Genomic DNA, 12,972 nt, shown 5'->3' with positions numbered 1-12,972 from the left:
GTACGGGCGAAGCATTCGGATAGAAAATCTACGGTTTCACCGATAGGTTATTGCCCGAATGCTTCGCCCCTACAGGACGCGGGCCGATGAAGACGCAAGGTTTTGAACGACGATTCTCTCAAAATCTTGCACCTGTTTCGGGAGAAAAGCCCCAAAACCCTTACTTTGCCTACATTTCACATTTATTCAGCAAACCCTACTTACTGTCATCAAAAATGTCTAACTGCTGCAGAGAGGGGGGATGATCCGACTTAACCGGTTTAATTTTCTTAATTCCCTGACGCAAACCGATCGCAATTTTACTATGTTTTTCGATTTGACCCATCACCTGCATGGCACGATCGATCACAGAAGCTGGTAAACCGGCTAATCTCCCCGCTTCGATACCATAGGATTTATCCGCACCTCCCGGTCGTACTTGGTGCAAAAATACTATCTCATGGGGTAATTCTTTGACTGTTACCTGATAATTAGCTACATTCTCTAAGATTGAGGCTAATTCATTCAGTTCGTGGTAGTGAGTGGCGAAAATCGTCCGCGATTGCAGTACCGTGGCTAAATACTCCGCCACAGACCAAGCTATGGATAAACCGTCAAAAGTGGCTGTCCCCCGGCCAATTTCGTCTAATAATACTAATGATCTCTCCGTGGCGTGATTGAGAATATTGGCGGTTTCGTTCATTTCCACCATAAAAGTGGATTGGCCAGTAGCGAGGTCATCCACAGCCCCCACCCTAGTGAAAATGCGATCGCAGATGGAGATTTTGGCCGACTTTGCCGGGACAAAACTGCCGGTTTGGGCCAACAATTGAATTAATCCCACCTGTCGCAGATAACAACTTTTGCCACTAGCATTGGGACCGGTGAGAATAATCAAGTCAGGGTATTCTAAACCCTCCTGATTGCCCAAATTAATCGAATTCGGCACAAAAAAGCCGGCCCCAAGGGATTGTTCCACCACGGGATGACGACCATCTTTAATATCGATAAGACGACCATCGGCGATTTCTGGGCGACAATATCCCTGATAAACGGCGATTTCTGCCAATCCGGCCAGCACATCCAAAGCGGCGACTTTTGTGGCCACTTCCCGGATTTCTGGGGAAAATTCGGCTACTTGACGGCGTAAATCGCTAAAAATCTCGTATTCTAATTTATTTAATTCATCTACTGCCGTCAGAATTATATTTTCTTTCTCCTTTAACTCGGTGGTGATATAACGTTCCTCATTGACTAAAGTTTGCTTACGCACATACTCTTTTGGGGCGAAATCGGCTTTACTGCGGGGTAAACTGATATAATAACCGAAAGTTTTGTTATAATTAACCTTAAGATTGCTAATACCCGTTCTTTCTTTCTCTGTCGTCTCCAGATTTTTAAACCAATCGATTACTTCCTGATAGTCGCGCCGCAGGGCATCCAATTGGGCATCAATTCCCTCGCGAATCACCCCCCCTTCCTTGAGGTGCAGCGGAGGAGATTCCACCAGATGCGCTATCACCTGCTGGCCTAATTTTTCCAAATCGGCGGGAATTTGCTGTAAAGCTTTCAAATAGGGCGAATTTCCCGCAGCAACCAAAGCCGCTAAATCGGCCAATTTGACTAAGGATGCCGCTAGGGAAAGTAAATCGCGGGCATTAGCTGTTCCTGCGCCAACACGGCCGCTTAAACGTTCTATATCGTATATTTCCCTTAATTTTTGCCGAATATCTTGGCGCAGGGCGGGATTATCCTTTAACTCTTGGATAGTATCCTGACGGGCGCGAATACCGCGAGAATCTAAGAGAGGTTGCAGTAACCAACGACGTAAAGCGCGACTACCCATGGCCGTACAAGTGCGATCGATCGCCCATAATAGAGAACCATAGAAGCTACCATCGCGCACCGTTTGGGTAATTTCAAGGTTACGACGGGTTTGCCCATCTAAAATCAAAAATTCCGAGACAGAGTAGGTTTTTAAAGGTTGTAGGGGGACTTGATTGGCTTTTTGGGTATCTTCAATGTATTCTAATAGGCCTCCAGCTGCGCGAATAGCAAGGGGTAAATGTTCGCAGCCCATCCCCTCTAGGGAACGCATTTTATAGGTGATTAGGAGACGATTTTTCGCTTCTGTGAGAGTAAAGATAGTTTGGGGACGGAGAGAATAACAAAAACTATCGGGTAAACAGGGGGGGAGATGGTCGGATTTTTCCCCGGGGCGCAAAATACGGTTTAAATCGGGGGCATTGATGGGAAAAAGGATTTCCGAGGGCTGTAAACGGGTTAATTCTAGGCTTAAAGCCGTTAAATCGCTGGCTTGGGTGGTGTAGAATTCTCCGGTGGAGATGTCTGCATAGGCTAATCCCCAATTTTCTCCGGTAATCACCACGGCAGCCAGAAAATTATTCTTTTTTGCATTTAACATTCCCTCATCGGTGAGGGTTCCGGGGGTGAGAAGCTTGGTGATAGCGCGTTCTACTAGCCGTTTTTCGGCGGCTGCTTCCGTTGAATCCTCTACTTGGTCACAAATCGCCACCGCATAGCCTTTTTCCACCAATAAACGACTATAGCGCTCCAGGGCGTGGTGGGGAACTCCAGTCATGGCGACTCTCCCAATACCTTTACCCCCTTCCTTGCTGGTGAGAACTAATTCTAATTCTCTGGAGATAATCACCGCATCCTGAAAGAAACACTCGAAAAAATCGCCCACACGATAGAGTAAAAGAGCATTGGGATAGGTTTCTTTTACCTCCACATAATGCTGATACATGGGGGTGAGTTTACTGCGATCGAGTCCGCGATAATCACGATGGGACTCCTTATTGGTAGCGGGTGGTTCTGGGGGAAAATCCGAGGAGAGAGTCATGGGTCAAAGAAAGCTGGACAATGTTTTAATGAACTGTTCCCCACCCCTTGGCTGAGTGGGAAGTTTCTGACGCTTCTTCGTCGATGGCGGTTGCCTCAGACTTCCGCACCGGGAGAACCGCTCAATGGTTCCCCTTGCTGCACCTTCCCCACTCCCCTAGGCTGAGAGTGGGTACTGATGCGGGTTCGTTCCATCAAAAATTGAACGGACAGAACTGATAAGCGATAACTGATAACTGAATTTAGATAGACACTTCGCTTAATTCGCGAGTGAGATGATCAAAGGGTTCAGCGATCAAAGAGGTGTCGGCAATACCCGCCTCAGTGGCCATGGTTTGAATCATTTCGCTCATGATTTGGATACCGCGCACCGTCGGACCGATGGGAACCCCGAGGGAATTATAGGTTTCCCGCAGTCCTTGCAGTACCCGCTCATCTAGAACATTAGTATCAGCAGCTACTAGGGCATAACTGGCATAGCGGAGATAGTAATCCATATCCCGCAGACAGGCAGAATAACGACGGGTGGTGTAGGCATTACCCCCGGCGCGGATCAATTCGGGAACTTCTTCAAATAGACGAATCGCCGCCCCACGCACGAGCGCCGCCGAATTAGCGTTAATTAGGGCGGCGGCAGCTAGACGGGCAGTTCCCGAGGTGAAATATTGTTTAAGATTATCGATCGCATCTCGATCGAGATAACGTCCGGTGACATCGTATTTTCTAATCAGGCTAGTTACCGCGTCTCGCATTATTAAGTTTCTCCCAACAGCAATAAAGACATTTTTGAGTTTCACTTCATCTATAATCTCACAGGGTTGAACTTCGGGGGACATCCCTAGTCTAACTCTCTTGCTTGTCTAACAATTTGTTGTTTTTTTGAGACATTTCTTTACATTTAAGGCATTGGCTGGACCGGCGCTGGGTGGCGGAATTATCCCTTATTAGTCGAGGTAGTGGACGAGGCACTCAAAATGACGAGATTATCCCGATGAATGATGGTTTCTGCGGCCATATAACCCAATAAACTGGCAATACGCTCGGAATGTTGACCTTTCACTCGATCGATCTCCTCACTACTATAATTAACAATTCCCCGGGCCAATTCCCGGCCTTCTCGATCGCACAATTGCACCGATTCCGAGGCGCTAAATTCCCCCTCCACTTTGGTGATCCCGGCCGCGAGCAGAGATTTTCCCCCCTGACAAATGGCTTGAATCGCCCCAGCATCGAGATAGATTTTACCCATGGGCAGTAGTCCGTAGGCGATCCAGCGTTTGCGGGCGTTATCACTGCGTTTTTGGGCTTCAAAACGGGTTCCAATCGCCTCTCCTGCCATAATTTTTAAGATATTGCTAGGCTGTCTTCCCCTAGTAATCGCCATTTCTACCCCGGCGCTGGTGGCAATCCGGGCCGCGGCCAATTTAGTCGCCATACCCCCGGTCCCCCACTGACTGCCACTACTACCGGCATCGATCGATAGTTGCGCTAATTGCGCGGGAGTAACTCGGGCAATAGCCGCCGCTTCGGGAAATAGCCGCGGATCGGCACTGTAGAGGCGATCCACATCGGTGAGGATAAATAACCAGTCAGCCTCGATTAAACTGGCTACAAGGGCTGATAAAGTGTCATTATCGCCGAATTTTAACTCATCGATCGCCACCGTATCATTTTCGTTGACAATGGCAATCACCCCTAATTCAAACAAAGCCTGAAAGGTATTATAGGCGTTGACATAACAGGTGCGTTCCATCAATTCGGGACGGGTCAGCAAAATTTGGGCGATCGGTTGACCAAGACTGGTAAAGAGGTCATCATAGATCCGCATCAGACGACCTTGACCGACGGCGGCGATCGCTTGTTTGAGGGCGATTTTTTTCGGTCTTTCCTGTATTCCCAGACGACGGCAGCCCACCCCCACGGCCCCGGAAGATACTAATACCACCCGATGACCGGCAGCGCGCAACCGGGTGAGGACTTCCACTAAAGCGGCGATCGTGGATAGGGATAATTGGCCGGTTTCATTATCGGTCAAACTGGAAGTACCGATTTTGATCACTATGGTTTGGTTCATCGTCAAGGTGCTTTTGGGGAGGTGTTGCTAGATAGCCAAAGCTTTGATGGCAACTTTAATTAAAGTATAAAAACGGGGTTCAGTGACGTTGACTTCTCTCGCTTGTTGTCGATTTTTGCCTAATAAACCAATGCGCTGCCCTTTCTGCACGACTAAAATATCGCCCTGTTCATTTTTGATGCGAATCTCATTTAAATCAACCCAAAAACTACATTGATACATTTTATCGGCGTGCATAAAAATTGCTTTTTTAATACTATCATTTTCTTGGGGTAATCGCACTCCCACTAATTCAATTTCTATGGTTTTATTACCATTCCAAGTATTTTCTTTGAGTTTATAGGCAATATCTAAACGCGTTGGTAAAGGACAATATTCGCCCCAACGCCAAGCTAGGGCTTTAATTCTGGTATTATCGCTTTGAGCCAGCAATAATTTTAAATGATTTTTTCCGATAGTTTTCTGTTCCACTACTCGCACGTTAGGAGTCCAAAAAACGGGTAATTCATTCCCAATTCCCCAGGGTTGCAAACTATCAATTTGTTGAAAAAGTTGCAGGTTTATTTGTTTAAAGTCTAGGATAGTGTCAACTTTGATTAAAGGTTTTAATTGTTCTATTTGTAAAATTTTGTGAGAAAATTGACTTAATCTTTGTTTAAATGCTAGTAAATTAGCTGTGGGTAAACTAAACCCCCCCGCCATTTTATGACCGCCAAATTTTCCTAGTAAATCTTGGCAAAATTGCAGGGCTTCAAAAACGTGAAATTCTTCAATTCCTCTGGCAGATCCGCGAATTTTACCCGTATCTTCTTCCTCGTAAGTACCAATAAAAACCGGCACTCCGTACCGTTCCACCAAACGGGAGGCCACAATACCAATTACCCCATGATGCCAATCTTTTTCGACTAAGACTAAAACTCGATCTTTTTGCCAAAGAATCGGTGTTTCTTCTACTAATTTAATCGCTTCTTCTTCAATTTTTTCGCACAATTCTTGACGGGTACGATTAATTTGTTCGCACTGCATTGCTCTTTCTAAGGCAATTCCTGCGTCATCGGTGGTTAATAATTCAATAACTATCTGGGGATCGCCAATTCTACCGATTGCATTAATTCTCGGCCCCAATTTAAAGCCAATATCATCCGGTTGTAATTGCTTTTGTTCCTCGCTAATTCCCGCTATTTGCATCAGGGATTGAATCCCGACTAATTGGGATTTGGGTAATTTTCTTAACCCCCGTTTTAACCAGCGACGATTTACCCCGATTAATGGGGCTAAATCTGCTATAGTGCCTAGGGTAAATAATGCTAATAATGACTCGGTTAATCCCTGTAATTTACCCATTTTTTGGGCAGTTGTCACCGCTAAAATATAGGCGACTCCCACCCCCGCTAATCCCTGATAGGGAGAGTTAGGGGTTAATAATTTTGGGTTGAGAATAGCGGAGGCATTTGGTAAAATTGGCGGCAGATCGTGATGATCGGTGATAATAACTTTTAATCCTAATTCTATCGCTAGGGCGATCGGTTCGTGAGCGGAAATACCATTATCAACGGTGAGAATCAATCCGACTCCCGATTCGGCAAATTCTTCGACAATGCGCTGATTAATTCCGTATCCCTCTTTCATGCGACTGGGTATGGCATGATTTACCCTAGCACCGAGATGTCTCAAGGCTCTTAACAGTAAAGATGTACTGGTCATGCCGTCAGCATCGTAGTCCCCACAGATAGCAATTTTATCGCCGGAGGCGATCGCTTTTACTAATAAATTGACACTTTTTTCTAAGTCGGGAAATTCTCCTAGGGGAGAGGGTAAGATATCCGCTTCAGGATCTATATAAGTTTTAGCTAATTCGGGGGTATCAATACCGCGATTAATTAAGATAGTTGCCAATAAGGATGATAATCCCATTTCCCGCGCTAACCTCTCAATTTTTTCGGGATTAGTTGCGGCAATATACCAGCGTTGGATGGGATATTTGTAGGGCATTTTTTGTTAAGTAAAAAGGTAGGGTGCGTTAGCACAGCGTAACGCACCAAAAATAAGGTTAAAAGCGGATTTGGATGGCCCCAGCAGGAGGTTGAAAGGGGAGATTATTATTATTAATTCTCAGGGGGGAAGCGGGTACTACCTGCACATTGGGGGTGGTGGGTTGACTTTCGTTGGTACTCAGTAAAGTCAATTGATTAATACTAGGATTAATCGCAAATTGTTGGGTGATAACTCCCGACGGACAACAGGAAGGATCCCGGGGGAGAAATCTTCTCATATTGACGGTGATCGTACCATCTTTAGCACTCAGATTATCGACAATTACTCGATCGGCTAACAGGACAGTATCGGTGTTAGTGGCAGTACCGTTATTATCGATCACTAGGGCTAAATAATGTAATTGCTGTTGATCTCTGGTAATCACTCTTAATACGACAATACCATCAGTCCTTTGATCGTTATTATAGTCCCCCATCAAAGCTTCTCGACTGACTTGCACTCCTAAAATCTGTCCCTCATTGGATTGAAAAATACCATCGCTGACAATTACGGAACCCCGATTGGGAATGTTATAGACGGTATTTCTTAAATTATCCACGCTCAGGGGTGTAGATTGGGCAAGTAAGGGCAGAGAATTGTTTAATAGTAAACTGATACCTAGGAGGATAGATTGAGGCAAAATTGCTAATTTAATCATGGTTTTGATGGGTTGGGTATATTTTCTTGAGTATCGAATAACTGCACGTTATTGATGGTACAAACCATCCCCTGTTGTGCTGCTAATTTATCTCGCCATTGGCTTAATTGTTGTTGACCATTACTACCATTTAACCAGTAAACTGTCAAGAGGCCGAGGGTTTGTTCTGGTTCACAGGAAAAGCCGAGAGTTTTATCGGGTATGTCGGTATTTTCCTCACGACATTGCCAACCTTGTTTTTCAATTAATTCTTTCCAACCTTTCTCTTCTTTAGCAGCCACGGCAATGCGTTGATCTCCTTGGGTACAAAGCCAATTTTTCTGCTGGGTGGGATCATTGGGTAGATCACCAAGATTGGGGGAATTTTGCTTAATTGGGGGCAGCGAGGGGACTTGAGCATGAACGGAAAAAATCGGTAGTATTAACCAAGTACCGATGAGCATTTTTAACAGTTTCATCCTTTAAAATTGTCATATTTAGGGATTTATGCCTTTAGAATATCACGTTTTTGAGATCTAGATAAAATACTCTCTTAAGATATGTTTAAATCTCTAATGATGGTTTCGATCGCATCAAAGGAAAATTCTCTGGCTAACTGTTGTAAACCTTGGGCAAGGGTAGCATAATCGGGGGGAATTTCTGCGGTTAGGGCGATAATTTTTTCATCATCACATTCTCGCGCCGCTTGTTGCAATTGTCTAATCCAGACGGGACTGATTAATTTTAATAGGGATTGCAGGGAATCGAGGAAAACTGGCGAATAATTGGGCTGATTTGGCTCATTATCGGCATAAATATATTTTAATCCTAAATATTCGCTCATTTTTTGCCAGATAACTTCCTCTCGGAAAGGTTTACGCACGAAATCATCACAACCGGCGGCAATAACCAAGGCGCGATCCTCTTCAAAAGCACTGGCAGTTAGGGCAATTATCACCGTTTTTCCGCGATTATCAGCCTCTAACTGCCGAATTTCCCTAGTTGCTTCGTAACCGTCCTTCACCGGCATTCTCATGTCCATCCAGATAAGATGAGGTTGCCATGCTTGCCAAATTGCGATCGCTTCTTGACCATTAGCGGCCTCTTGCACGGATAATCCTAGGGTAGTCAGGAGTTTCAGCAACAGCAAACGGCTTTCCGGTCGATCATCGACGACTAATATCCGATATTTAGGCTTATTTTCGGCTAAAGCGATTACTTTTGCCCTATTGGTTTCGGTTTTAATCTCATTTTCCCCCACCAAACCCACCTGAATATCAAAACTAAAAATACTTCCTTGACCCAGAATACTACTAACTCCGATCGCACCTCCCATCAACTCAACAAATTTTTTACTGATAGGTAAACCCAATCCTGTCCCCTGTTGGGATTTTCGTCCCGTTTCCGTTTGGTTAAAGGGTTGAAATAGCTTATAAATCTCCTCTGGAGCGATTCCTAGTCCTGTATCTTCAATTTCCCAGAGCAATCGCTGATAATCTTCTCTTTTCTCCCCTAATTTTACCCGGAGAGTCACCCCTCCCGACTCAGTAAACTTCAATCCGTTACCCAAGAGATTGATTAACACCTGTCGCAATTTACTTTCATCAGTACATATATATTGAGGCAGATCGGAGCTGCGATCAAAAATTAAGCTTAAAGCTTTTGCCTGCGCTTGTGAGCGTAGCATTTCGGCAATATTATCTAAAAGAGCGTATAAATCGAAATTACTGGGATTAAAAACCGTTCTTCCCGCTTCTATCTTCGACATTTCTAGAATATCGTTGATTAACTCTAATAAATGTTCTCCGCTACGATTGACAATTTCCAAATATTGCCGATATTCACTGCTGATGCTGCTATCCCGGGATATTAAGCGAGTAAAACCCAAGATAGCATTAAGAGGAGTGCGTAATTCGTGGCTCATGTTAGCTAGAAACTCACTTTTAGCTTTATTTGCCTTAACTGCCGCTTCTTTAGCCTCTTTTAATTCTTTTTCCGCTTCATATCTACTTTCTGCGATCGCAATTAATTCTCCCACCAACCGCACAAAGGTGACATCTTCCTTTGTCCATTGCTTTTCTGCACTTGCATCCAATCCCAGATAACCCACCGTTACCCCACAACTATCCCACATGGGAACGATTAAGAGACAGGGAGTAGAACTATGAGCGAGAATAGCTCTTTCAGGGATAGCAGTAGCGGGTAAATCGTCTAAAGAGTTCAGTTTAACTGGAATACCGTTTAATAATTGTTCAGAAAACCAGGGAAAGGTTTCCGTTGAGAGATTTTGTGATTCTTCCCGAATCGGGATAACCTGCGGATAGTCGGGGTGACAGTATTCATAAACCATACTCCACTGCTGACGACAGGTGGAATATTGAATAATGTAACAGTGAGCGCTCTGGGTAAATTGACAGAGCAGTTCTAGGGTATGATCGATCGCCAAGTGGATATCTTGAGAAATTAGTAATCTTGTCACCCGCGAGAGCAAATTATCGCGATGGGCCTGCATTTCTAGGGCTTTTTCCCGTTTTTTAGACTCTAGTTCCTCAAAATCACTCATAATCAGTTATCAGTTATCAGTTATCAGTTATCAGTTAAAAGGGTTTGGGGGTTGTAGGGTTTTAGGGTATTAGTTGAATTTCCCCATCACCCCACTTCCCCACTTCCCCACTTCCCCACTTCCCCACTTCCCCACTTCCCCACTTCCCATCTCCTGTCTCCCGACTCAAAAAACAGTAAACTTTTCCCCTATTATGTTCTATAGGAATTTTACCGAATCAATATGCTCAAATTATTAGCTTCTCTCCTTCTCTCCTGCTGTGTAGCCTTGGCTGTTTCCCTGTCACCGGCTGCTGCCATGGGAGTCTATGACCTCCCCATTTTAAGCTCTGGAGCGCCCACTTATGTGGTCGATCCCGTTTCGGCCATTAGTGCCGCTAACGAGGGAAAATTAAATAAAGACCTGAAAAATCTCGCCGAAAAAACTGGCCAAGAAGTGAGAATGGTGGTAGTCCGGCGCTTGGATTACGGTCAAAAAATTGACAATTTAGCCGATGATATCCTGAGAGAATGGTATCCTAATCCTGAAGATCGCACTAATCAAACTATCATCGTCCTTGATACTTTAACCAATAAAACTGCTATTCGGGTTGGCGAGGAAGCAAAACCCTTATTAACCGATGCTATTGCTGATAGTATCCTCTCGGAAACTATGGCAGTTCCCCTCAAAGATGGGGGAAAATATAATCAAGCTTTACTCGATGCTAGTCGTCGTCTAACGGCGGTACTTTCTGGAGAAGCGGATCCCGGACCCCCAGAAGTAGCGACAATTAATATCGAAAGTACCTTTACTACCGCAGAAGAAACTGACGATAAAAATGCCACAATTTGGGTGATAGTTTTACTGGTTTTAGCTACAGTAATCCCCATGGTCACCTATTTTTGGTACGCTGGTTTTGGTCGCTAAATTAAATTAATGTTCTGGGACTGATACAGCTAAAATATTCTCAGAGATAGTACAATCCTCAGCCTGCATAGGCAAGATGAAGTAACTTCTAAGTGGGTGGGTGGAATTAAATATAAGATGAACGTAGGTTGGGTTGAAGCATGAAACCCAACGCCCTACAAATAATTGTGCCTACCTACTTAGTAGATTTTAGTTGTATCAGTTCACCCCATTTGCTTAACATTAATAACTAATGTCTAAACTGGTAAATCAATTACAATCCTATTATCGAGAGGAGGAAGGAACTTACTTAATTGAAATTAAACTTAATCAGTTACAGCAAGTCTTTAATTCTCTCGATCCTTCGCCATTTTTAGATAGAGATTTAGACGATAATGCCGAAAATTATATTATTAACTCTGTGGATGAATTTCCCCTCAATACCCCCCTTAAATTAGTCTTTTATCTTCCCAGTACAGAACAAAACACCGCCCGACATCTGTTACCCTCAGCTTTACATAATTATTTTGACTATCGCCAACAGGGAGAACAAAGAAAATTACGCACAATTTGGCGACAGGGACGCATATCTTTGATAATTGGTCTCTCCTTTCTTTTTGTTTGTTTGAGTCTCAGCGAATTAATTGGTCGTTTTGGCAGCGATACATTTATTCACTTCTTAGAAGAAGGACTATTAATTAGTGGTTGGGTGGCCCTCTGGCGACCTTTAGAAATTTTTCTTTACGAATGGTGGCCCGTCAGTCATCAACAAAAGATTTTTGCTAAACTAGCCCACATCCCCATTGAAATTCGTCTATTAGAGGAACCATCCACCCCGGACTCTTTTCGATAGCTCTAATCCTGCCGATGGCTTGTGTTCAAAGTTACAAAGCTTTTATTTGAAGCAGTTTACAATAAAAAAACTCTGTACAAAGCTTATCGGTTTTCAGCTTGGCTATTACTTTCTCCTCAAACTTTTAACCAAGTAGTCAGGCCTAACTTTTTATCAGTCTGGCGATTATTGGCGTTTCATCTCTACCAATCCTGACAAAATTTCATCTAGATAGGAGGACTAATGTTAATCCATGTTGGTTATGAATTTGGCTTTGATACACCCTTACCCGTGGTCATGTTGTTAAAACTTTATCTACACCCCTCAATTTTAGATCAAGTGAGACAATCGGAAAACTTGCGGGTGGAACCGGCAACAAAAATAGAAGAATTTTTAGATAGCTTCGGTAATCGAACCAGTCGTCTAATTTTACCCGCCGGACAGATTCGCATTCACAATGAAGCAGTTATCGAGAATGAATGGAAACCGGATATAGTTAATGGGAATGCCCAAGAAATTCCTCTAGCAGAGTTACCAACCCAAGTTTTTCCCTACCTAATGAGTAGCCGTTATTGTGAAGTGGATTTGCTTTCGGAAATTGCCTGGGAACTTTTCGGACAAACTCCCCCCGGTTGGGCAAGGGTACAAGCGGTTTGTGATTGGGTTCATAGTCACATTCGTTTTGGTTACGAATACGCGCGGGTGACGAAAACCGCCTATGATGTCTATCGGGAAAAAACGGGGGTTTGTCGCGATTTTAATCACCTAGCTTTGACTTTTTGCCGTTGCCTAAATATTCCTGCCCGTTATGCCTCCGGCTATCTCGGAGATATCGGTATTTCTTCCCAACCCCTACCGATGGATTTTAGTGCTTGGTTTGAAGTCTATTTAGACCATCAATGGTACACTTTTGATGCTCGTCATAACACCCCCAGAATCGGGCGGATTTTAATGACTCGCGGCTTAGATGCCGTTGATGCTGCCCTAACAACTTCTTTTGGTCAAGTAAATTTAACAAATTTTAAAGTATGGACGAGCGATGTTTCCCACCTCTATGCTTAATCAGAGTAGGCTGCCCGCGCATCTAAATTTTGTTGAAATGA

The 12,972-nt window shown here is 44.0% G+C and carries 10 protein-coding genes; 3 read left to right on the top strand and 7 right to left on the bottom strand.

Annotation, left to right across the window (positions count from 1 at the left end):
• Positions 1-196 precede the first annotated feature (196 nt).
• From mutS to IM515_RS06605, 7 genes are all read right to left on the bottom strand, one after another.
• Entirely contained in the window at positions 197-2,845 is a 2,649-nt protein-coding gene (gene mutS / locus IM515_RS06635) for a DNA mismatch repair protein MutS (protein WP_287627971.1), read from the bottom strand.
• 241 nt (positions 2,846-3,086) lie between these two features.
• Positions 3,087-3,596, bottom strand: coding sequence for an allophycocyanin subunit beta (gene apcB, locus IM515_RS06630; protein WP_043995782.1), 510 nt, complete (start codon positions 3,594-3,596; stop codon positions 3,087-3,089).
• 182 nt (positions 3,597-3,778) lie between these two features.
• On the bottom strand, positions 3,779-4,918 hold the full coding sequence (gene proB / locus IM515_RS06625; RefSeq protein ID WP_287627968.1) for a glutamate 5-kinase: 1,140 nt from the start codon (positions 4,916-4,918) through the stop codon (positions 3,779-3,781).
• A gap of 27 nt (positions 4,919-4,945) precedes the next feature.
• Positions 4,946-6,910 (bottom strand): single-stranded-DNA-specific exonuclease RecJ, encoded by a 1,965-nt coding sequence (recJ, locus tag IM515_RS06620; RefSeq protein ID WP_287627966.1) that lies wholly within the window; start codon positions 6,908-6,910, stop codon positions 4,946-4,948.
• A 58-nt stretch (positions 6,911-6,968) separates the two neighbouring features.
• Entirely contained in the window at positions 6,969-7,610 is a 642-nt protein-coding gene (locus IM515_RS06615; protein WP_193960928.1) for an LppP/LprE family lipoprotein, read from the bottom strand.
• Positions 7,607-8,068, bottom strand: a complete 462-nt coding sequence (locus IM515_RS06610; RefSeq protein ID WP_287627965.1) for a hypothetical protein — start codon at positions 8,066-8,068, stop codon at positions 7,607-7,609. The genes IM515_RS06615 and IM515_RS06610 overlap by 4 nt, the downstream gene beginning before the upstream one ends.
• 74 nt (positions 8,069-8,142) lie before the next feature.
• A complete protein-coding gene (locus IM515_RS06605; protein WP_287627963.1) occupies positions 8,143-10,152 on the bottom strand; it encodes an ATP-binding protein in 2,010 nt (669 codons plus the stop codon).
• Positions 10,153-10,374: 222 nt separating this feature from the next.
• On the opposite strand from IM515_RS06605, the gene psb32 reads away from it, so the two are divergent.
• The 3 genes from psb32 (at position 10,375) to IM515_RS06590 (ending at position 12,931) form a co-directional block, all read left to right on the top strand.
• A complete protein-coding gene (gene psb32, locus IM515_RS06600; RefSeq protein ID WP_002766515.1) occupies positions 10,375-11,058 on the top strand; it encodes a photosystem II repair protein Psb32 in 684 nt (227 codons plus the stop codon).
• Positions 11,059-11,290: 232 nt separating this feature from the next.
• On the top strand, positions 11,291-11,890 hold the full coding sequence (locus tag IM515_RS06595; RefSeq protein WP_287627962.1) for a hypothetical protein: 600 nt from the start codon (positions 11,291-11,293) through the stop codon (positions 11,888-11,890).
• A gap of 222 nt (positions 11,891-12,112) precedes the next feature.
• Positions 12,113-12,931, top strand: coding sequence for a transglutaminase-like domain-containing protein (locus tag IM515_RS06590; RefSeq protein WP_287627961.1), 819 nt, complete (start codon positions 12,113-12,115; stop codon positions 12,929-12,931).
• The last annotated feature ends 41 nt before the right edge of the window (positions 12,932-12,972 follow it).

This window comes from Microcystis sp. M44BS1 (assembly GCF_020244875.1).
Classification (GTDB): domain Bacteria; phylum Cyanobacteriota; class Cyanobacteriia; order Cyanobacteriales; family Microcystaceae; genus Microcystis; species Microcystis panniformis.
This window is presented reverse-complemented; position numbering and strand designations above follow the sequence as displayed.